16 protein-coding genes are annotated in these 21,920 nt (G+C 44.5%); 9 read left to right on the plus strand and 7 right to left on the minus strand.

Annotated features, from left to right (window positions below):
* Positions 1 to 469 precede the first annotated feature (469 nt).
* From J8L84_RS19620 to J8L84_RS19645, 6 genes are all read left to right on the plus strand, one after another.
* Positions 470 to 1,069: a PepSY-associated TM helix domain-containing protein gene (locus J8L84_RS19620; protein WP_211072171.1), complete on the plus strand. Its 600-nt coding sequence runs from the start codon at positions 470 to 472 to the stop codon at positions 1,067 to 1,069.
* Between the two features lie 36 nt (positions 1,070 to 1,105).
* Positions 1,106 to 1,636, plus strand: coding sequence for a DUF2271 domain-containing protein (locus tag J8L84_RS19625; protein WP_211072172.1), 531 nt, complete (start codon positions 1,106 to 1,108; stop codon positions 1,634 to 1,636).
* Between the two features lie 19 nt (positions 1,637 to 1,655).
* A complete protein-coding gene (locus tag J8L84_RS19630) occupies positions 1,656 to 2,489 on the plus strand; it encodes a DUF4198 domain-containing protein (RefSeq protein ID WP_211072173.1) in 834 nt (277 codons plus the stop codon).
* 39 nt (positions 2,490 to 2,528) lie between these two features.
* A complete protein-coding gene (locus tag J8L84_RS19635; RefSeq protein ID WP_211072174.1) occupies positions 2,529 to 4,064 on the plus strand; it encodes an NADPH cytochrome P450 oxidoreductase family protein in 1,536 nt (511 codons plus the stop codon).
* Positions 4,065 to 4,367: 303 nt separating this feature from the next.
* On the plus strand, positions 4,368 to 5,567 hold the full coding sequence (locus J8L84_RS19640; RefSeq protein ID WP_211072175.1) for a hydroxymethylglutaryl-CoA reductase: 1,200 nt from the start codon (positions 4,368 to 4,370) through the stop codon (positions 5,565 to 5,567).
* A gap of 171 nt (positions 5,568 to 5,738) precedes the next feature.
* The gene (locus tag J8L84_RS19645) at positions 5,739 to 6,794 is read left to right on the plus strand and encodes an alpha/beta hydrolase (RefSeq protein WP_247670898.1); all 1,056 of its coding nucleotides are present in this window, start codon (positions 5,739 to 5,741) and stop codon (positions 6,792 to 6,794) included.
* A 28-nt stretch (positions 6,795 to 6,822) separates the two neighbouring features.
* On the opposite strand, the gene J8L84_RS19650 is transcribed toward J8L84_RS19645, so the two are convergent.
* Together J8L84_RS19650 and J8L84_RS19655 are read right to left on the minus strand one after the other, a co-directional pair.
* The gene (locus J8L84_RS19650) at positions 6,823 to 8,388 is read right to left on the minus strand and encodes a sodium/solute symporter (protein WP_211072177.1); all 1,566 of its coding nucleotides are present in this window, start codon (positions 8,386 to 8,388) and stop codon (positions 6,823 to 6,825) included.
* Between the two features lie 253 nt (positions 8,389 to 8,641).
* Entirely contained in the window at positions 8,642 to 9,160 is a 519-nt protein-coding gene (locus J8L84_RS19655) for a hypothetical protein (protein ID WP_211072178.1), read from the minus strand.
* A gap of 337 nt (positions 9,161 to 9,497) precedes the next feature.
* Between J8L84_RS19655 and J8L84_RS19660 the strand changes: the two genes are divergently transcribed.
* The 3 genes from J8L84_RS19660 to J8L84_RS19670 all read left to right on the plus strand — a co-directional run bounded on the left by J8L84_RS19660 (position 9,498) and on the right by J8L84_RS19670 (position 14,019).
* Positions 9,498 to 11,186, plus strand: a complete 1,689-nt coding sequence (locus tag J8L84_RS19660) for a carbon starvation protein A (RefSeq protein ID WP_211072179.1) — start codon at positions 9,498 to 9,500, stop codon at positions 11,184 to 11,186.
* Between the two features lie 321 nt (positions 11,187 to 11,507).
* Positions 11,508 to 12,770, plus strand: a complete 1,263-nt coding sequence (locus tag J8L84_RS19665) for an SO_0444 family Cu/Zn efflux transporter (RefSeq protein ID WP_211072180.1) — start codon at positions 11,508 to 11,510, stop codon at positions 12,768 to 12,770.
* 157 nt (positions 12,771 to 12,927) lie between these two features.
* Entirely contained in the window at positions 12,928 to 14,019 is a 1,092-nt protein-coding gene (locus J8L84_RS19670; protein WP_211072181.1) for a CNNM domain-containing protein, read from the plus strand.
* Positions 14,020 to 14,025: 6 nt separating this feature from the next.
* Here J8L84_RS19670 and J8L84_RS19675 read toward each other — a convergent pair whose 3' ends face one another.
* From J8L84_RS19675 to pdsS, 5 genes are all read right to left on the minus strand, one after another.
* The gene (locus J8L84_RS19675; RefSeq protein ID WP_211072182.1) at positions 14,026 to 15,246 is read right to left on the minus strand and encodes a hypothetical protein; all 1,221 of its coding nucleotides are present in this window, start codon (positions 15,244 to 15,246) and stop codon (positions 14,026 to 14,028) included.
* Positions 15,246 to 15,980 (minus strand): methylamine utilization protein, encoded by a 735-nt coding sequence (locus J8L84_RS19680; protein ID WP_211072183.1) that lies wholly within the window; start codon positions 15,978 to 15,980, stop codon positions 15,246 to 15,248. The genes J8L84_RS19675 and J8L84_RS19680 overlap by 1 nt, the downstream gene beginning before the upstream one ends.
* 270 nt (positions 15,981 to 16,250) lie before the next feature.
* On the minus strand, positions 16,251 to 16,931 hold the full coding sequence (locus tag J8L84_RS19685) for a Fe2+-dependent dioxygenase (RefSeq protein WP_211072184.1): 681 nt from the start codon (positions 16,929 to 16,931) through the stop codon (positions 16,251 to 16,253).
* Positions 16,932 to 16,957: 26 nt separating this feature from the next.
* Positions 16,958 to 19,252, minus strand: a complete 2,295-nt coding sequence (locus J8L84_RS19690; RefSeq protein WP_211072185.1) for a TonB-dependent receptor — start codon at positions 19,250 to 19,252, stop codon at positions 16,958 to 16,960.
* Between the two features lie 351 nt (positions 19,253 to 19,603).
* A complete protein-coding gene (pdsS, locus tag J8L84_RS19695; RefSeq protein WP_211072186.1) occupies positions 19,604 to 21,910 on the minus strand; it encodes a proteobacterial dedicated sortase system histidine kinase in 2,307 nt (768 codons plus the stop codon).
* Positions 21,911 to 21,920 lie beyond the last annotated feature (10 nt).

The following is a 21,920-nucleotide window of genomic DNA, read 5'->3' on the forward strand; positions in this document are numbered from 1 at the left end:
ACCAAAGCATTAAGAAAAAGGCGCTCATTAGAGCGCCTTTTTTGTGTCTTGCGTTTATGTTTTGAGAGGGAGTCGCCCCGATCAGAAGCACGGCGTGAACCCATCCATGGGGCCTCTGCCACAGCATCCATGCTGTAGAGAGTTTCCGAGGCGCACAAAGCCCTTCCTTCTGAACAGCCGAATAAGGCTCACCGTTGAATATTAATAATAGTCGCGAGTAGAAGCCCATGTGAAACGCGGCGTGTATCCATCCATGGGGCTTTCGCTACAGCATCCATGCTACTGATGGTTACATATGAATCCTTCGCTACAGCATCCATACCTTTATACCCTTGTTAAATGACTATGATCGCGAAGTAACGATAAATGCGAGAATAAATCTCATTTGCATTGAGTCACTGTGTAAAATCTGTATTATCTATCACCTCGAACGATGAAATAGCCTTGTATAAGGAATAGCAAAATATCTATGCGCTTCTCATTAGGCAGCATTAGGCAATGGCATTGGATAAGCGGGGCGTGGTGTCTTGTCGGCATATTACTGTTTTCCTTAACGGGTATAACGCTTAATCACGCTGCTGATATTCCAGCCAACAAAAAAATAACTGAAATAGATGCATCGTTGCCTGCATCTGTAATAGATGAATTTGTGGCTTTGCCAGAAGGTGAAGCTTTTATACCTGATGTCCTAGTGGATTTCGTATCTGATAAATATGATGTTGCTATCCCTGCTTCCGTGGTGGGGGAATGGGACGGTCTTGAATTTTATGCCGCGTGGCCTGGGCCGGGTACTGATAGTTGGGTCGCTGTAGACAGCGAACTTGAAATGGTTACCTATGAAAGCGTGGATAGAGGGTGGATTTCGTATTTCAACGATCTTCATAAAGGTAGGAATACCGGAGCAGTGTGGCCGTGGTTTATTGATGTGTTTGCTGTTGCCTGCATTATTTTTAGTGTCACAGGTTTGCAGTTACTAATGCGTCATGCACCAAGTAGAGCATCCACCTGGCCTGTAACTGTTCTGGGCGTATTAATCCCATTTGTCATTTTGCTGTTATTTGTGCATTAACGGTTTGGGGATGTGAACTTGAAAAGGAGTGAAACAATGAAAGTGCGAAATAGACTTGCAATAGCGTCTGGAGCGCTAGGGCTAATGTTAGCCTCATCGGTCTCTATAGCTGCGCAGTCAGTAACGCTTGATATAGCTTTGCCTCAGCTAGATGTTGCTGAGTATCACAAACCGTATGTGGCTGTGTGGATAGAAAACAGCAAGCGTAAATCTACTCAGGTCGCGGTGTGGTATGACGTTGATATGCGTGAACACGAAGGTAAAGAATGGCTTAAGGATCTTAGGCAGTGGTGGCGTCGTGGTGGTAGAAGTTTAGATTTACCTTACGACGGTTTAACCAGTGCAACAAAAGGCCCGGGGGCGCACGTTATCGATACTCAACTCAATAGCGCGCTTTCGAAGTTAAGTGACGGCGATTATACCCTTCGTGTAGAAGCGTCTCGCGAAGTAGGGGGCAGAGAAGTATTATCAATTCCATTTACTCTCCCAATCTCGGCAGAATCACTTCCAGTTACTTTGGAAGGCAAATCAGAAATTGGACGCGTTTCATTGCGTCTGGAAGATTAATAAACTCTCAGAGGACATTATGAAAAAATTATCGGTAACTACATCACTGGTCGCGTTAGCCGCAACATTAGCCGTCTCATTTTCTGCCAGCGCTCACAGAGCATGGCTATTGCCAAGCTCAACCGTTCTATCGGGTGAAGAAGCATACGTAACGTTTGATGCCGCTATCTCAAACACTATTTTTCACCCTGATCATTTTGCGATGAATACTGACGATTTAGTGGTGACTGCGCCTAGTGGTGAAACCATAGAAACTGAAAATAGTGCACGTGGAAAGTATCGCACTACTTTCGATGTGAAATTAGAAGAGGAAGGCACCTTTAAAATCACGTCTTTCAGTTCTGGTATACGGGCTTTTTGGAAAGATGAAGAGGGTAACCGTAAAATGTGGCCTGGTCGCGGTAAGCCTTATGTTGCAGAAGAGTTCGCTACATCAGTGCCTAAAGAGGCAACCGATTTAAGTGTGACTCAAGGTTCACGCCGTGTTGAAACCTTTGTAACCCTTGGTGCGCCCTCAGAAAAGGTATTTACACCAACTAGCGAAGGCTTAGAGCTTATCCCAGTAACTCACCCTAATGATTTGTTTGCTACCGAAACCGCTACCTTTACTTTACTTATTGATGGTGAGCCAGCAGTAGGCGCAGAAGTTGAAGTGGTGCGTGGCGGTATGCGTTATAGAAACACCCAAGAAATGATTTCGGTAACATCAAATAACGAAGGACAAATTGACATTACCTGGCCACAAGCAGGTATGTATTTTGTCGAAATTAGTTACAAAGATGATAAAGCTGAAAAGCCAGCAACGGTAAGAACCGGAAGTTACTCAGGTACCTTTGAAGTGCTACCACTGTAAGCTCAGCTTAAGCATTTACTGAGATATTTTAAAAGTACCATGACTGAAACTCACCGTTTACTCATAGCACTATCTAGCATTACGCTTTATGTGTTGTGGGTAGCGGTGATTTTTTATAAATGCAACAAGAAGCGCTGTGCGACAAATGTCTCTACAGACAAAAAAAATAGTACGAACGTTGATAGTAGCGATAGTAAAAACCAAACCTTGATTGTTTATGCTAGCCAAACTGGCACCGCCGAAAAGATTGCGCGGGCTAAAGCAGCAGCACTGGCCGAAAGCGAAGCTATTTCCCTGATTTCCATGGCTTCTTTAAATATTGCAATGCTTGGTAATGTATCAAAGGCACTGTTTGTCGTTAGCACTTATGGTGAAGGTGAGCCGCCAGATGCAGGTACTCGCTTTTATCATGCTTTGCAGCGAGCAAAAAAGAGTGGTGCTACGCCGCTATCAAACTTGTCATTCGAAGTTATCGGGTTGGGAAGTCGAGAATACAAACAGTTTTGCCGTTTTGCAGTCTCTCTTTATGAGAACATGCGCTTACTTGGCGGTACGCCATTAACCTCGCTCACTACATTAGATAGTGGAAAGGGTGAACATTTAGCACACCTTGATTCATTAGCGAAAGATTCATCTGCACAAATTCAACCTTGGGTATTAGAGCACCGCAAACAACTTAATCAAGACGATACCCGAGGCTTGTATGCGATTACCTTAAAGCAGCCTCAATCAGCCCATGAGAATGGCGCAGCGCCAATAGCGTGGGAAGCAGGAGATATCATTGATATTTATCCTGATATGGCGCACGAGAAGGAGCCCTCAAGCGAGTTCTTGACTAAGCCTTTAACAAAGCCCTTAAGAAAGCTAATTGGGCGTTCATATACCATAGCGTCTGCCCCCGAAGAAGATGACTTAAAATTGGTAGTGAGAGAGGTACGAAAAGCGAAAGGAGAGCTTGGCTATGGCTCGGGCTTTTTAACGCACAAGCTACTGCAGAACCAGCGAGCCTATGCACAAATACGCAAAAATTCTAATGCAGTCATTACCGATACCCAATGCCCGTTAGTGCTTATAGCCGCCGGAAGTGGAATTGCTGGTGTTAGGGCTCAACTTGCTAAACGAGCCATGCTTAACGAAAGTGGTCCAGTATGGATTTTTTATGGTGAACGAGACTCAGAACTTGATAACGTTTTAAGTAAGGCGCTATCACCCTTTCACAATGCGCCGTGCATTCATAAAACCTCTACTATTTTTTCGAAGTCTTCTTTAGGTTCTGCCACTGAGTCTAAAAAGTATGTTCAGCATATGATAGTAGAACAGGCCGAGGCCTTAAAAGCGTTCCTAAGTTCTAGTTCTGGTAAAACCATTAGCTCTAACTCCGGTAAAGCCCCTAATTCCAGTAAAAGCATTAACAGCGATGCTAGTCCTTACACTGGCCGTGATGGGCAAATTTATGTATGCGGTAATTTTGATGGGATGGGTAAAGGCGTCGATGCTGCCCTACGAGATGTGCTGGGTGAAGCGCAGTACTCCACGTTTATCGAAAAAAGACGGTATCATAGAGATCTTTATTAAAATCTAAATGCTATTTACACCTTATACTCTTCACCACTATTTATACGCCTGCCTATTAATAAGCGCCCGCATCTAAAGTGATCTATTAACAATATCCATATCAATAACCGTATCAATCCCAGTGTCTATTTGTTGCAGACTAAGGTTAAGAACTCGCGCTAAGAGCTAGTGCTACGAGCTATTGACACGAACCACAACCACGAACTATTGCGGTTAACTATGACGAGTAATACATAGGGTTGATTTGTGATGGAGTACTAGGCATAACATAATGAGTTAACATTAAATTAACAAGAGAGTGTTATGGCTAAGATCCCACGCGGCAGTTCCAATGACAAAAGCTTAAGAGATAGTTCCCCCAACGACTACAGCGCAGAAATGGCGGAAACAAGACGTCAGTTTGTGAAAGATAAAACTGGCGCTGAAATGAGTCATGTCGGTAAGTTTTCAATTGAGCCAGATACCTTGCCAGGTAACATTGAACACTTTACCGGTGTTGCCCAAGTGCCTATCGGGTTGGCTGGGCCGCTTGTTATCGACGGTGTAGCCGCACAAGGCGAATTCTATGTACCAATGGCAACTACAGAAGGTACGTTAGTTGCCAGTTATAACCGCGGCATGCGCTTAACCGCAGAATCGGGTGGGGTTAAAACTACCGTGATTGATGATGCCATGCAGCGGGCACCGGTATTTGTGTTTGAAGACGCTCGCGCGGCACTAGCATTCGGGAAGTGGGTCACTGACAACTTTGAAGTCATCAAAGCCAAAGCGGAAGAAACGACGTCGGTAGGCAAGCTTCGTGATATTGAGCAGTATGCCGTATCTAAAATGCGATGGTTACGCTTTAACTTTACCTGCGGCGATGCGGCAGGGCAGAACATGGTTAGCAAGGCCACGCGACATGCCTGTCAATGGATGCAGTCGCAGCATATTGAAGGGCTTGAACACTTTGCTCTATCGGGTAATTTAGATACCGACAAAAAACATTCTTTTGTAAATTCACTGCATACCCGAGGTAAGCGAGTGGTAGCCGAAGCCACTATCCCTGCTGATTTGATGAAATCGTTAATGCATTGCTCACCTGAAGCATTATTCAAGCAACGCCAGTTGTCTAACATGGGGGCATTTGTTGCAGGTAGCGTGAGCAATGGAGCCCACTTTGCCAATGGTATTACTGCTTTGTTTATCGCTTGCGGCCAAGATGTCGCAAATGTAGCCGAATCATCAGCAGGGTATACTTACAGCGAAATAACCCCAAATGGCGATTACTACTTCTCTATTACTATTCCCTCACTTGTAGTGGCATCCTATGGCGGTGGTACCGGGTTGGCTACTCAGCGAGAATGCCTAGAAACGCTAGGATGTTATGGTAAAGGCGGCGTGAATAAGTTAGCCGAAATTATTGCAGCAACCGTGTTGTGCGGCGAGCTATCATTAGGCGCGGCAGTAGTAGCTGATGAATGGGTTTCGAGTCATGATCAGTTTGGTCGTAATCGCCCATAAGTCTATATAAAAGTAATGAGCGCATTTGAATTGAATGACGATTACAGTTGAAAAGTAACAGGATACAGGTAAGTTTATCGGTTATAACAACGTCAATAATATAAAAGCGTTTTGCGCATGAATCTACTTACCTTCACCTTCACCTTTTCCTTTTTCATTTTGGTGGTATCAATGACATTTTCGTCCTCTAAATCAGAAGCTTCTGCCCACAACACTGATACAGCCAAAACGACTATTGTTTCTTTGTTAACTGTGCCGACTAAAATGGTACCGCTACCAAATGCTGCGAGTGATGAACTTAAAAGCGCTATCTCTGAATACCCCATGCCGTCAGTTGATGAAGTCATTAACAATACGCCTCAATCTGTAGCGCAGTGGCGTGAACTGATTCAAATAAGAAACGGAGATCAGAAAAAGAAAATCAAAAAAATGCGCAAGCAGTTTGATGTTGATGTGTCTTTGGAAAAAATTAATGGGGTAACGGTCAGGCGACTTACGCCTAAGACAATTGCACCTGAATTTAAAAACAAGGTGTTTATTGATGTACACGGGGGCGGTTACGTGTTTTTTGCTGGGCTTCCCAGTATAGAAGAAAGCTTGTTAGTCGCCCATAGAGTTGGTACTACAGTGATTAGTATCGACTATAGAATGCCACCGCATGCGCCATTTCCCGCTGCGCTTAACGATGTAGTGTCGGTGTATAGCAGCTTGGCTGCAGAATATGGCGCACATAACCTTTTTATAGGTGGCACATCTGCAGGAGCAGGCTTGGTACTTTCTGCCGTGCAAAGGTTTATTGAAACAAAGCAACCGCTGCCGTCGGCGGTATATGCAGGCACCCCTTGGGCTGATTTGACGAAAACTGGCGATACCCTTTATACCAACGAAGGTATTGATCGCATATTGGTGTCATACCAAGGCTTTTTGGAAGCAGCGGCTAATCTATACGCTGGTAGCGAAAACTTAACCCACCCGTCTATTTCCCCCCTTTATGGTAATTTTGATGGCTTTCCGCCTACGCTGCTCGTATCAGGCACGCGGGATATGTTTCTAAGTGATACGGTGCGAGTGAATCGTAAGTTGCGTAATGCGAACGTGCGTACACAATTAGAAGTTTTCGAAGGGTTGTCCCATGCCGACTACGTTGTTGCTTATGAAACCCCAGAGTCTCACGCTGTATACCAAGAGCTTAAGCAGTTTCTACTAACCGCCAATAATGACGGTTAGCAACCTAAATGTACGACATGGCCGGTTATTAAATAAGTATCATAGGTAAGGCAATACAAACACCAATAAGTACAATGCACCAGGTAAGTAGGGCGGCCATATTGATCTTAGTGAGTATACCGTGGTCGGTGTTTATGAAAGGTTGTTTAAACTTCTTGTGACCAAGCCAATATACTCCAAGAGAAACACCAAATGCGGTTAAAAAGCCACTCACGTTCCACCAAAACCAAAATACATCCGGCTGGTTTAGCCACAAATATATATTGACCAATACACCAGCAATAAGTCCAGTATTTACTTGCTTTGCCGAAAGGTGTTTTGTGCACACGCCTAAGAAAAATGTAGCCAAAATTGGACCAAAGCAAACCGAGCCAATCTTGTTAATGGCCTCAATAATGGTGGGGGCGATGTCATCTACCACAAATGACAAACCCAATGTGAGTAAGCCCCAGAACATGCCAGTGTACTTAGCCACTTGAAGGGTACTTTCTGGCGACAGTGTTTTACCCACTACTCGACAATAATCTTCAACTGATACCGCAGCTAAGCTATTAATCGCTGAACTTAGAGATGACATGGCCGCAGCTAAAATGGCCACTAATAACAAACCTAAAATACCGTTTGGAAGGTAGTTGACTATAAAGATAGGCATCAGCCAATCGGGTTGGTCGTCAGGAATTTGAGCAAGGAATTCTGGGGTGGTCAGTGCTAGCGTTCCTATGACCAGCCCTGCGAAGCAGTAAATGAGTGTTATAGGGAAACGTAAGAAGCTGGCGGTCATAATGATTTTCTTTAAATCACCTAAGCTCCTGGCCGACAGCGAACGCTGGGCTTCTGATTGGTCGCAGCCATAATATGAAGCGTATAACACGATGCCACCAAAAATCATGGGCAGCAGGCCGAAACCTTCACCATCAAACCCATAAGATGATGTGTTTAGTGTAGTGAGTCGTTCAGGTTGTACTTGCTCAAGAAAGCTTGTCCACCCGCCTATATGGTATAGCCCAAAACCTAAACACACCAAGGCGCCTGCAACTATCAATATCATTTGCACAGCATCACCGTACACAACGGCTTTCATACCACCTTGCAAAGAGTAAATAAGGGTAATAACACCAATCAGTAACACGCTTTGCCAAAACGCTAAGCCCATGGTGCTTTGCAATATAATAGAAATGGCGTAAATCATAATGGCGGTGGCAAATGAACGGCTTATTTGAAACACCACGCTAATGAGTACTCGTGATGAGCGGCCAAAACGTTGTTCTAAAAAGTCATAAACACTGACGACGCCAGAGCGGTACAAGGTGGGTAAAATAAAATAGAGCAAGGCCAGCATAGCAAGAGGGAGGGCGAGCTCATATGATAACCAAATAAGGCCACCACCTTCTCTTATCCCAACAAAAGCAGGGGCGGAAATAAAGCTGACTGCAGATAACTGCGTGGCCATAATGGAAAGGGAAAGCGGCTTCCAGCCCAACTGTCGATTAGCAAGAAAGTAATCTTTTTTACTCACTTGTTTTCGAAACACAAACCCCATGACTAACAAACCCACAAGGTATATAGCCACTACCGTGAAATCGACAAAATTCATAGTCGCTCACCATGCATAAGCGCTGCTGTACCGGTGTTGCTATTAAGTTTGAATGAAGCTGATATAAGTGCGTTGATAGCAGAGGTATTTATAATAAAAGGACTTACAGCGAAAAAGAGGTTGTACTGGCGCGGCATAAATCTTCCCTGATAGTGAGCGTACGAATTCATTACTATTCAGATACGTTACCACAGGGTTCAAGCATGTGCTAAAAAGTGTTCGAACCACATCAAGGTGGTTCGAACATGTGAAGTTATGAGCCGAACATCACAACAAGTACAGCCACTACTGCACCTAATCCCGCTATTTTAAGCCCATTTTTATACATAGGCAGCTTCGGCATAAACATCAAAAATGCAGATATGACGAAAAACAAAAGGGCAACGCCAAAGCTAATGTTCAACCAAAATAAGGGGCTGTTATTAGTTGCTTTGTGAAGCTTCACCATTTTCGCCAGAACAAGGGGGTAGTCTTTACGGGTAATCGTAGCGACACCATCTACCTTGTCGTAAGTTCCCATATTTAACACAACTTGGTTGTCATTCTCTTCAACCACCTTCAAACCTTTCACCTTAATTTTCGATGCTACCTGTTTGCCGTTCAAGTCTTGAGACAACTGACGGACTTCAGTTTGATCGAATTTCAGGAAATCGGTGGGACGAAAAATGAGTAACACGCCACTGACAGCATAAATTGCCATTATGCCTGCTAAGAAAAAGCCTAACCATCGGTGATATTTACGGACGGCCATATGAAATTTAGGTGATGCCATAACTACTTATTAATAGATTTATTTATAGATGAGCCTTTATAAACGAGACTGAGATGTATTTGAAGGGTGAAGGTAAGATTAAAACTATATTTACCTGCTATTTTCGTTTTGCCTGCTATTTTTGTTGTAAATGATTGGTAAAAATTATGAAGCTCGCATGGTACGAGCAGTGTAAAAAAGCTGCTACCACAATAGACTTTGGTCTAATATGGCGACGTAAAAAAGTAAATAATGTTTTAATGTTTAAATAAGCGTTTTTTAACGACAGAAAAGCGTTGTATATGTGTTCAAGAACAAAATTGAATGATGCAGTGCAACATCGACACAGGACAATAATATGCAGTCAATAGCCATAGTATTACTCGGGATCGTGGGCATGCTCCTCGGGTGGTTCGTATATTCTAAATTTATTGCCACGAAAATATTTAAATTAGACGATAGCTTCACCACGCCAGCGCACGAACTACAAGATGGTAAAGACTTTGTACCTACCAATAAAGTTGTGCTCTGGGGGCATCACTTTACTTCAGTGGCCGGTGCCGCACCAATTGTTGGGCCTGCGATCGCCGTATACTGGGGCTGGGTGCCTGCTGTACTCTGGGTGATTTTCGGTACCATTTTGTTTGCTGGTGTGCACGACATGGGCGCCTTGTGGGCCAGTGCGCGTCACAAAGGTAAATCGATGGGTGCCTTGTCGGAAAGTGTTATCGGCAAGCGTTCTCGCTCATTGTTTATGATTGTTATCTTTCTAGTACTGTTAATGGTTAACGCCGTTTTTGGTGTGGTGATAGCAAACTCATTTGTCTCTCAGCCGAATGCGGTATTCCCTGCTTGGACAGCCATTGCCGTTGCATTGGTTATTGGACAGTTATTAAAACGTAACTTTGGTTTAATCCCTCTTTGTCTTGTAGGTATCGTGGTGCTTTATGCCTCGGTTTATGCGGGTAGCTACATTCCTATCAGCTTGCCTGAAACCATGTTTGGTTTAGCTGACAAAGCGAACTGGATTATTATCTTATTTATTTACGCTGCTATTGCTTCGTTGTTGCCGGTGTGGATGTTACTTCAGCCCCGCGATTTTATTAACGGTATGCAGTTATTGGTTGGGCTATTCCTATTGTATGGTGCGGTCTTCTTTGCTATGCCAGATATTACCGCGCCAGCCTTCAATACACAGACGGCCATGGACTCCCCCAGCTTAATTCCCTTGTTGTTCGTGACTATTGCCTGCGGTGCAGTGTCAGGCTTCCACGGTATTGTGGCCTCAGGCACCAGCTCTAAGCAGTTAGATAAGGAAACTGATGTTCGCTTTGTGGGTTATTTAGGGGCGATTGGTGAAGGTTCCTTAGCGCTAATTACTATTGTTGCGGTGAGTGGTGTGGCGTTTGCAGCCTCTCCAGAAGAGTGGCATGAAGTCTACAGTCACTTAGGTGCAGGCAGCGTAGGTGCGTTTATTAGTGGCGGTGCGGCGCTAATTCATCAAGGCTGGGGACTACCCGAAGCCTTCTCATCAACAATATTAGCGGTAATGGTAGTGCTGTTCGCAGGCACAACCATGGACTCTGGTGTTCGTCTTCAGCGTTACATTATTCAAGAGTGGGGCGATATTTATAAATTGTCAGCACTTAAAAATGGGGTAGTGGCGACTTTCTTAGCCGTTGCTTGTTGTTTACTACTCGCCTTTGGGGCAGGTGGCTCTTCAGGCGGTGGCGGTATGATCATTTGGCCGTTGTTTGGTTCTACCAACCAAATACTGGCGAGTCTTACCTTGTTAGTTATTTCCGTTATGCTAATCAAAATGGGAAGACCAGCCCGCTACACATTAATACCCATGGTATTCGTTTTGGTAATGGCTTTCTTTGCTGGGCTAATAAAGCTGAAAGAGTACTATCTTGCTGAAAACTACTTATTGGTGTTCTTAGATGCCGTGGTGCTGGTGGTGTCTGTGTTAGTGATGCTTGAAGCCTGGTCTGTTGTGGCTAAACTTCGCAGCGGACATCAAGACGAAGTGGGCGAGAAGGAATAGCCGCAGCACAAAAGATAGCAAGCCGCTGTCTTTAGTTGGTTGAGTGCTAGTTTTATACAAAGCCGACGCAGAGAGTTATTCTCAGCGTCGGCTTTTTTGTAGGCAATCGGGTTATTCGATGAGGTGGATTACTTCTAGTTCATTCACGGTAGGAGCGTAAATTTGCTATTATACGTTTTCACCGAATTTGGTAAATTTACTGTACATTAAATAATCATAGTAGATTGGCGTAGTCAATCGGCAAAGTAAGTCGATACAGTAGCCGGCACAGTAAATCAGCAAGTAGAAATAAAGTATTCAACGCGGTTCGTTTGGAGTGGTATGACTGACCTAATGCTCTTAGTGCAAAATTTTATCAGCCTATTTATGGAGTCTGCTCCGTGGCTGCTACTGGGCCTGCTGGTGGCGGGTATCATGCACGAGCTGGTGCCGGTTAGCTTTTTAGAGCGCCATATGGGAAGCAGCTCAACAGCCTCTATTACGAAAGCGGCGGTAATAGGTGCTCCATTGCCTTTGTGTTCTTGCGGCGTTATTCCAGCGGCTATCGGACTGCGTAGAAGCGGTGCATCTAAACCCTCGACGATTTCATTTTTAGTTTCTACTCCTGAAACAGGCGTAGACAGTGTCTCTGTTTCCTACGCGTTATTAGGCCCTTTGTACGCTATTGTTAGGCCAATCGCCGCTATCGTTAGCGCAATTTATGCAGGTCTTATGGTGAGATGGTTTGATGGCGCCAAGCCTCAAAAAGCAGAACACGAGCATGTGCACGCTGATAATCACTCACATGCTCACGCTCCTGGCAATCACTCTAACGATCATTCTGGCAATCACTTTAGCAATGTATCTTGCTGTTCAAGTGAGACCCCTGCAGCTTTAGAGCAAGTGGAAGCGACCTCGCTGAATCAAGAGCAAACCAGTTGTTGTGCCAGTGAGAAGCCAACTACAAGTTGTTGCGACGACACGCTTGCTACTTCGGCTGAGTCAGCAAAACAAAGTAATAAATTTACCCAAGTGTTTCGTTATGCCTCCGGTAAGTTACTGGAAGATATTGTGGTATGGCTACTTATTGGCCTAGCCTTAGCCGCAGCCATTAAAACTTGGGTACCAACAGACTTTCTTACTCAATGGGGTGATGGGGTTATCGCTATGTTGGTCATGGCCGTCATTGGCATTCCTATGTATATTTGCGCTACGGCATCTACACCACTTGCAGTGGGGTTTTTAGCCGCTGGGTTATCACCTGGTGCGGTGTTGGTATTTCTCATGGCAGGGCCGGCTACTAATGTGTCTACCATGGGCATGATCAAACAAGAAATGGGTTTTAGAACCCTGTGTTTGTATTTGTTTAGTGTAATTACTGCCAGTATTGGGTTTGGCTATTTGCTTAATTACGCGGTGTCAGCATTGTCATTAGAAGGCTTAATTCACATGGAAAGCCAACTACATAGTCATGGTGCTAATATTCAAACCCTCTATGCAGCGTGCGCTATTCTTCTTGCTGCTTTAATGGCTCGATTGGGCATTAAAAAAGTTAGTGCTCGATTGGCACAGCGTGAAGAAAACCATCAAGACTGTTGTGGTTAACGCAAAGGTAAAAATGAATAGGAATACAGTATATGTATTCCTATATTTATGAGTAAATTACTCGGTATTTGTATTTAATTCATCTGCGCTCTTGTAAGTCCGGTTAAGGCTTGCATAATGGTCGTTTGCTTCATACTCCGATTATCGGAAAGGACTCATGTTTTTACTCATCGTTTATGTATTGATTGCCTTGGGCTTCTCTTTTTTATGCTCAATTGCTGAGGCAGTCATTTTAAGTGTGTCCTCAGCCTACATTTCTGTTTTAGAAAAAGAGAATCGGCCTAGCGGTATCTTGCTAAGAAAGCAGACCGATAATATCAACACGCCGCTATCGGCAATTTTAACGTTAAATACTATTGCTCACACAATGGGTGCTGCTGGCGCGGGTGCGCAGGCTGCTAGTGTATTTGGCGAAGCATACTTGGGCGTGATTTCAGCGGTATTAACGCTACTTATCTTGGTTTTTTCTGAAATTATTCCTAAAACCGTAGGCGCAACCTATTGGCGTGGATTGGCGCCAGTGACAGCCTACTTCCTAAAGTATCTGATTATTATTCTTAAGCCCTTTGTGGTGATGTCTGAATTGCTCACGCGAGGCTTTAAAGATGACAGCCCACTTCGTGGGTTAAGCCGCGGTGAGCTACACGCCATGGCCGAACTATCAGGGCAAGAAGGACAGTTAGCTAACCACGAAGCGGTATTCTTACAAAGCTTGCTGAGCTTGCACGAATTAAAGGTAAAAGATGCCATAACCCACCGAACTGTGTTGTTTTCGGTGGCAGAATCGATGACCGTAGAAGTGTTTTTCCATAAGCATGCGCATATTGAGTATTCCCGAATTCCTGTTTATGAAGACAAAGACTCGGAAAACATCACCGGCTATGTCATGCGTTCAGATTTATTGGTAGCACAAGCTCGCGGGAATACCGATAAACCGTTATCTGAGTACGCCAAAAACATGGTGACCATACTTGGCTCTATGCCACTGTCGATAACATTCGACCATTTTATCGATAAACATGTTCATATGCTTTTAGTGGTAGATGAGTATGGCGGCTTGGAAGGGGTGATCACCCTTGAAGATTTGCTAGAGCGTTTGCTAGGCGTAGATATTATAGACGAGAAAGACACAACGGTAAGTATGCGTAGATTGGCAAAAATGATGACGCGCCGCAAAGAGCGAATGATGGTTAAAAATGTACCTGATGTGTCACTCGATAAGTCTAAATCTAATGGTAATACTGATTAGTTTTGTTCAGTCGATTCGATAGGTAATCGCTAGCTGAAGTAGGTTTTCGTGAAAATTTTCACTAGGTACCGATGACGCATTTAAAAATCGTAGATTTTCTTGGCGGCCTCGATTCACTTGCCACTCTGCAGATAATGCTATTTGCGAGCTCATTGCATAGGTGTAATTAACGGTAATGGCTTCCCCTCTGCTGTTATTCGGATCGTCTGTGGTGTTGTCATTATCTATCACTTGATACCAGTCTAAACGGGTCGAAAATTGATGTGCTTCATGGGTATACGATGCAGCAATGTAGGCCGCGTAAAAGTCGTTATTTACAATATTTTCCCCCATCAAGGTGTCACCTATCAGTGCTTGCCCGAATAGGGTTACATTGCGGTTACGCATATGGCGAAGGGTTAACGCGTGAAATCGGGTGCGCCATGCGTATAGTCTGTCAGGGTCGAAAATGAGTGGATTGGCACGGTTGTCGTAATAATAGTAACGTAGCTCTGAACGGCGCTTATGGGCTAAATGCAGCCCCCCGTAATAACCTGTTTTCGTATCTATTTCTCGAAAGGGGTCGGTATATGCTGGGGCGCCTATTCCTTCTTCAGATACCACGCCAGGAATGGGAGTGAATTTCACTCTATCATCATTCAGCGATTGCCTGTCATGTAGCGCAAAACCACGCCAAGATAGCAAGGTGCCAGTGGTGTCGTTTCCCTTAAATAAGCTTCCTACCACTTTCCATGACCAGTCACGTCTAACTTGCCTACCGTTTTGTCTTAAGCTTGCCTCTACACCAAACGTTCGAAGCTCTTCCCCAATCCAACTGTTAATGGCTGAGTTAGATAAAAAATGCGGTGACAGCCACCCCATATCGGTGTTTTCGGCAGACATTGCCGGGTAGAAAAAGCCGAGTTTAACTTCTGGTTTAATGGTGGATGCAGTAAGGGGACGGTATTGAGTATAGAGTTGGCTGATCCCGAGCTTTTGTTCTCCATCACTATACCCGTTGGCGACAACATGGAACTGCCAATCATCGCTGAGCACTTTATTGTACGCTAGTACCGCTTGAGATAACGCAACTGCATTATTTTCAAAGCGCTGGTGGGAAACGCCATTCGTTTGAAATGTGTCAGCGTTATCTGCTGAAATAACACTACCTCTAAGCAACAACCTTGTATCTGAAAAAGCGTGAAAACTGATGAAGCAAAAAATAACGACAATACAACGGCTCAGCATTAATAATCACCAAAACCGTCATCAAAATCATCATCGCTAGCTATCACTTTCGATAAGGTTAGCGTGAAGTTTTTATCGCGGGTTAACTTAACTTCAGTTTCTATAAAGGGTTGTTCGTTTGGCGCGTTCGGATGCCAAAACTCAACACTGTATTTACCTGCGGGTAGTGAGATGCTAGCGTTACCGTCATTTGCGGTTTTTACAAAATAAGGACTATCGGCAATAACGATGTAACCTAGCATCCAATCGTGAATATTACAGCCAATATCCACAATGCCAGCTTGCTCAAAGAACAATGGCTCTGCGGTAAACTCTTTATAGAGCTTTAGCTCAAACTGCTTGGTGGGTGAAAACGAATAAACATGATGGAACACATTATCTGCATTAGGGAATGTGACTTCTGTGTTCTCTTGTACCACCAGAACATGGGGAGCAAACTGCTTATTGATTTGATTCATAATCGCAGTTTTAGGCGTTGATTCTGCTTCTGAATTTTTGAGTTCTGTGCTGGACAAATCAAACAAGGGAGTGAAGATAACCACACCGTCTTTAACCGGAGATTGTTCAGCATCTAGTAATGTGATGGAGGCGGTAACAGTATCTGCAAACGCATTGTGTGAGGCCAGTAAGGCGATGGCTCCTATCACATAAAGCTTATCAAAGCGTCGCTTTACCGTGTTAAGCCAGCAAGCCTCTAAGTTAAAAAAGCATAATCCGTACAACAATTTATTCATCTCGGAGTAACCTTATTCCTTCACTAAAAACCCAATTTTTCAATCATATAGAGAGACCGGAGGTAAACCTGATTTATTTCAAAGGACAGGTTCAACACCTGTGTTTTGAGAAGCATAGGCTCATATTGGCTATATTAGGCCAGCCACTTAAAAAAAACACTTAGCAAATAGACATAGAAAAATGTTTATCAATACACTGTAGACAAACATAAGCCCGCTAGAACATATCACTAAGAATAACCTTGCGTGACGGGTAAGCTTTTGTCCAGTTTAAACGATGGAAAATTTTCTAATAAGGTTGTGGTATACGTGATGAAGTTTATCTAACTCGTCTCGGTCGGCCTTGCCGCCTTGCACTAAAGACTGAATGCTTTGGTCTAGCTCGTATAAGGTTTCACGAATAGCTTGATCGCCAATCATGCTTTGCATCCATGTAATCGCTGCTATTCTTTCGCCGCGTGTTACCGGAGTAACCTTATGTAAACTTGAAGAAGGGTAGAGTACAGCGCTGCCTAAGTTACCTTTAACTTTTTGCTCGCCGAACCCAGTCTGAATAACTAGCTCTCCGCCTTCATAATCGCTTGGACTAGACAGAAACACCGTCATCGACATATCGCTACGCAAAACGTCAGGGGTATTCGGAATACGCATAATGGCGGCATCAACATGATAGCCGTATGTCTGCGATTCACTGTAACGGTTGAAGCAAGGGGGGAATATGCGCTGAGGTAGCGCAGCAGAGACTACTTGTGGGTGGTTACCCAGACTTGCCAATAAATTATTGGCAAGCGCTTGAACCGTAGCGTGCTGCGCGTCAGCTTGACCATTATTTTTAACCCCTGCTGCCATGCCCATGGCGGTCGCTTTTCCATCGTTAAATGGTACATCGGCTAATGCAGCCCGATATTGCTTCACTTGGTCGGCGTCTAGTAGGTTATCAATAATGATCATTTTTTAGCGTTTCTCTTAAAACTAACTTAGAACTCGTAGTTTACCGTACCGGTCACATTACGGCCGTCACCGATGTACATGAAGGCACCAGAGCGATAAGCTGCAGTCCAGTATTCTTCATCAAACAAGTTACCGATGTTAACACGGAACGTTAGTTTTTCAGATGCGTAGTAGTTAGCAAACAAGTTGAATACTTGATAATCAGGAACAACAATTGAGTATTCGCCAGTATTTGCGCTATAACCTGCTGCGGTGTCAGGCTGACCACCAAACATTTCAGACTTGTACGTGTAGTCACCACCAAACGCGAACTTCTCATTTGGTTGATAACGCAGTTGCAAGTAGAAGCTTTCGTCAGCAAAGTTACTTAACGCAAGGCCAATGTTAGATTCTGTGAAAGAGTCTAGTACTTCTGAGTCCATAAAGGCGGCAGATGCTTGAACACTGAACTTCTCAGTAATATCACCGCTAACACCAAATTCAACACCTTCAACACGGTTTTCACCCGTATTCAATGTACCAATAGTTGAGTAGTCATCTTCACCGATACTTTCATGAACATCGCTTTTCGTAATACGGAAGATTGACGCATTTGCCATCAACTTCTCATCAAATAACATCCATTTTGTACCGATTTCGATATTTTCAACATGCTCTGGATCGGCTTGTGCAGCTTGTTCAGGTGTACCACATAGGCCACCGTAACCACAGTTTGCACCAAGGTCAGACTCGCCGCCATTGATGTTCGTTGCTGTGCTGTAAGACGCGTATACATTACCGTGTTCAGTAATGTCATACACTAAACCTAAATGACCGTTAAACAATTCATCAGAGAACTCATAAAGGTCGCTACTTGTTTGGTTACTGTAATCGTAGCTGTCCATACGTAGGCCGAAGAACACGTCTAACTTATCAGTTAACGCAAAGGTATCCATGGCGTAAATTGCATAGGTTTCAATATCGAAAAGGGCATCTTCATCACCACGTTCAATGGTTCTGTCCATCAATGAACCGATGTTATCGATAAGGTTTCCATCACCGTCAACAATACAGTAGCTTTGTGATACGCCACGACGACCACCAAGTGCACAGTTAGTGTTTAGGTTTTCAATATTGAAAACACCGTTATCCACCGACTCATCGCTGTACTCAAAACCAAATACTAAACGGTGATCTAAGCCTGCAAATGACGTGTCCCAGAAAAGGTTAAATTGAGTCGTGAAGTAATCTACTTCTTGCCAGCCTTGGTGCGTGCTAAGTCGAAGCGTATCTGCACCTGGTGCTGTTTCATCAGAATCATCACGGGTTGTCGCACTCATACCGGTTGTTACGTATTCGTTTTCAGTGTTACCTGCACGAGTCGCGTTGTAGAAACGAACATTGTCGCTAATTTCGTATTCGGTACGGAAGGTAAAGGTAGTGACTTCTGAGTTTTGGAAGTCATCATCTTGTGCATAAACAGGAATATCTTCTAACGGATAACCCGCATCACGGTCGTAGTAGCTACCCAAGTCAGGCTTATCTTCTGCATTAAGGTAATAAACATCACCAATGAAAGACAGTCTGTCGTTAGGGTTTAATACGTAAGAAAGCTGAACACCATCACGGCCACGTTCAATGCCTTCACGACCCGGCTTGTCTTCTTGAGACGTTAGTGCGTTAACACGAATTGCACTGTTTTCCGTTAGCGTTTTGTTCAAATCTACAGTTAAGCGGGTGTGCTCGTCAGTACCAATGGCAGCATCAACACGACCAAAGTTATAACTAGTAGAGGCTTTTTTCGTAATGCTGTTTACTGCACCACCTGAAGAACCACGGCCTGCAAATGTTGAACTAGGGCCTTTAGTAATTTCAACGCGCTCGGTGGCGAAACTTTCACGGGTAGTCATACCTGGGTCACGCAAGCCATCAACAAACACGTCGCTGCGTGCTTCGTGGCCACGTATTACATAGCGATCACCAAAAGCATTACCATTCTCACCTGTACCAAGAGTTACACCAGCTTGAGCAGCAAGAATATCTTTAAGGTCAGTTTTACCACTTTCTTGAATTTGGTCTTGCGTAAGAACACTAATGGTTTGTGGTGTATCAACAAGATCAGCTAAACGACGAGGATCGCCAGATTTGTCGTAGCGATAGATAGACTGTTGAACACCGTGGATACGGATAAGTTCAATTTCGTCTTGCTGCGCTTTACATTCAGCTTCTGTTTTATCTTTGCAGATTTCAGTTTCTTGGGTTTGTGCAAGTGCAGCACCGTGTCCGAAAGCTAAGGCCGCAGCAATGGTTTGTGCGCCCATCGTTAACGTTTTATTTTTCATAGTGTGGTTTCCCTGTGTGTGTAGGCGCCGAAGTGTATGCAAACTGTAAACGAATGTAAATACTAATGAGAACAATTCTCAATAAATAAGTAGTAATGAATATGATATAAATATGTAGAAAGGCAGCTAGGTAGACCGCCAGGTAATGGGTAGCTACCCAGTTAGCTATATAGGCAGGTAGCAATGCGATGAATGTTTACTGCTCAATGAATTATTCAACGCCTAGATATACGCTTAAGAAGAAAAACTGGCGGGTGCCGCAAGGCGCAGCTACATCAAAAGTAAGCACCTTGCGCTTCTGCGGCAAAAGTGATGAAAGCTCAGAAGTTATGGTCGGTAATTTTGCTAATGCTAGGCTATGGGGAAAGTGGCAGTCACTAGCACACCACTTCTATCCTCTTTATTTGAAAGGGACAGTGAACCCTTGTGAAACGCGATAATTATATCAGCGATATATAATCCCAATCCTAAGTGTGGAGAGCTTTCAGATTGCTGAGCTTCCCCTTCAGGGCGAACTGATACCATCGATTGTACGAGTTGTTGTTTCATTCCTTCGGGCAATAGGGGGCCGGGGTTGCTTACGGTGAGAATAATTCTTTTATCTTTGGCATAAACCGCGACGTCTATGATGTTGTCGGGTTGACTAAAATCTACTGCGTTAGAAATGATTTTATCGAACATTTGCGCAATAAGATCGGGAGCACCCTTTAGCATCGCGGCGTCTGGTGGACACGATAGTGCAAACTGCCTATCGGTATAAGCATGTTGATACCCACCCACACAGCCTTTAATCACGTCAATCATGTTGAAGGTGGTCACATCTTCCTGCGCAATAGCTTGCTCTAAGCGGGTGGCTTCACTCATAGCATTTAAAATGGAACTTAGCCGGCTGATACCAGACTGAGCACGTTGAACGAAAATATCTTGCTGAGCACTGTTTTGCACCACAGCGTTGGCTTGCGCTTCTTGACTAGCGCTGGTAGAGGCACTGGCTTGAACACTCACTTGAGACAAGGCATCAAGAGACGACTTTACCACGGCGATTGGGGTTCTAAGTTCATGGGAAAGCCGAGAGGCCATGTTCTCTAAATAGGAGTTATATTGCTGCAATCGCGATAAAACATCTGAAAATGCCCGCGACAAATCGCCAATTTCATCACCCTCTTTGGCAATAGGTAATTTACCGACAATCTTTCCATTGGCATCAATAATGGCTTCGGTGTTATCTCGAAGTCGCCTGATACGGTTGGATATCCTGCTGGCGAAAAGCAATAAGCCTAGGGTACCTAGTATCATTACGGCCAAAATAACGTGAAAAAGCTGCTCTAAAGCGCGGTTTCTTAATGTGCGTATACCGTTTGTGGTTTGCTCTACCACCACGGCACCCATCACCGCGCCCTCAATAAAAATAGGGTAAGCGGCAGACACAACCACGGCTTTGTTATCAGGGGTTAAGCGCCATAATGAATCCGGTTGACCATTAAGGGCTAAACCAATGTCTCGGCCCGCCAACGCATAGGCATCCTCTAGTTCATCCACAAAATCAGCGGGTGGCTTAGTGAGAATATGGTAATACAAGGGCAGTAACCAATGGGTTTCTACCCAGCGCCATATCAGGTTTTCGCTTGCTTCTCGCTTGGCAGTATTTAGGCCGGAAGCCGTTTGTATATCGCCTGCTCGCGCCAATACCCGCTTATGATTGTCTATCACCCATACGCGGGAGTCGGCATATTTTAGCCCTGCTAATATGCGCTCAATTTCGGGTGACGGTGTTACTACCGTGCCTAGTTCATCAATGTTATTGGTGTTGGCGGTACCAATCGCGTAGCGCTTCTGCCTTGTTACCGGGTCGTCTACATCAACAATGGCAAAGGCGAGTGCGCCAGACGTCATGGAAAGGGGGAAACGAAGTTCAATATTGTAGCCAGCAGCGGTTTCTTGCCAGCGCCCTTGAATACTTAACGCATTTTCCACCGCGCGATTCGTTGCGCCAGACTCTGCTAATTTAAATGCATTTACCCAGCCACTTTCATAGGGGGCTACCACATATCGAGCTAGGTCACCTGCTGGGGTTTGCATACCAATAAGTAAATGGTCTCCCCGTTCTACACTTAAACTATTTGCCTGTCGCCACAGCAAGGTATCGTCGGTGACGTTGAACATGGCATACAGGAACTGATCATACCGGCCCACCATATGCTCGAATGAAAGGCTTGTTTCATTGCCCTCGCTAGCGGCGTCCTTATTCTCGCTAGCGGTGCCCTTGTTCTCGCTAGCGGCGCTTTGGGTTCCGTCGTTAGTTTGCGCGCTAGTAAAGCGCTCAACAATTTCGTTAGCGCCATAGTGGGTAAGCAAGTCGTCAACTTGTTGCCAATCGTTTAGCTCACCATCAAGTTGAATAGGATAGGGAATAGGAGGGGCGTATAAATCAGTGCCTGGGCGAACGTCTTTTAAATAGGCCGATTCGCTGTCGAATAATGCAGGGCGCTCATGTAGTGCGGTGGCAACAGCCCGTGCCGTACCAATCATGGTTTGCTCTTGACCGGTGCGAAGGTATTGCTCTAGCTCCCATACGTAATTATACCCAAGGTAGGGAATAGCAAAAAAGAACAGCGACAGTACAAGCAGCTGTAAGCGTATGGAGAACCTTAATCGCATGTTAGCAATA

The sequence above is a fragment of the Alteromonas sp. MMG017 genome, assembly GCF_018100795.1.
Lineage (GTDB): Bacteria > Pseudomonadota > Gammaproteobacteria > Enterobacterales > Alteromonadaceae > Alteromonas.

Coding starts and splice junctions, on each gene's coding strand:
- J8L84_RS19655 (WP_211072178.1), bottom strand. CDS start 9,160: ATGGCATCACCTAAATTTCATATGGCCGTCCGTAAATATCACCGATGG.
- J8L84_RS19660 (WP_211072179.1), top strand. CDS start 9,498: ATGCAGTCAATAGCCATAGTATTACTCGGGATCGTGGGCATGCTCCTC.
- J8L84_RS19690 (WP_211072185.1), bottom strand. CDS start 19,252: ATGAAAAATAAAACGTTAACGATGGGCGCACAAACCATTGCTGCGGCC.
- pdsS (WP_211072186.1), bottom strand. CDS start 21,910: ATGCGATTAAGGTTCTCCATACGCTTACAGCTGCTTGTACTGTCGCTG.
- J8L84_RS19665 (WP_211072180.1), top strand. CDS start 11,508: ATGACTGACCTAATGCTCTTAGTGCAAAATTTTATCAGCCTATTTATG.
- J8L84_RS19680 (WP_211072183.1), bottom strand. CDS start 15,980: ATGAATAAATTGTTGTACGGATTATGCTTTTTTAACTTAGAGGCTTGC.
- J8L84_RS19645 (WP_247670898.1), top strand. CDS start 5,739: ATGACATTTTCGTCCTCTAAATCAGAAGCTTCTGCCCACAACACTGAT.
- J8L84_RS19675 (WP_211072182.1), bottom strand. CDS start 15,246: ATGCTGAGCCGTTGTATTGTCGTTATTTTTTGCTTCATCAGTTTTCAC.
- J8L84_RS19625 (WP_211072172.1), top strand. CDS start 1,106: ATGAAAGTGCGAAATAGACTTGCAATAGCGTCTGGAGCGCTAGGGCTA.
- J8L84_RS19650 (WP_211072177.1), bottom strand. CDS start 8,388: ATGAATTTTGTCGATTTCACGGTAGTGGCTATATACCTTGTGGGTTTG.
- J8L84_RS19640 (WP_211072175.1), top strand. CDS start 4,368: ATGGCTAAGATCCCACGCGGCAGTTCCAATGACAAAAGCTTAAGAGAT.
- J8L84_RS19635 (WP_211072174.1), top strand. CDS start 2,529: ATGACTGAAACTCACCGTTTACTCATAGCACTATCTAGCATTACGCTT.
- J8L84_RS19685 (WP_211072184.1), bottom strand. CDS start 16,931: ATGATCATTATTGATAACCTACTAGACGCCGACCAAGTGAAGCAATAT.
- J8L84_RS19620 (WP_211072171.1), top strand. CDS start 470: ATGCGCTTCTCATTAGGCAGCATTAGGCAATGGCATTGGATAAGCGGG.
- J8L84_RS19630 (WP_211072173.1), top strand. CDS start 1,656: ATGAAAAAATTATCGGTAACTACATCACTGGTCGCGTTAGCCGCAACA.
- J8L84_RS19670 (WP_211072181.1), top strand. CDS start 12,928: ATGTTTTTACTCATCGTTTATGTATTGATTGCCTTGGGCTTCTCTTTT.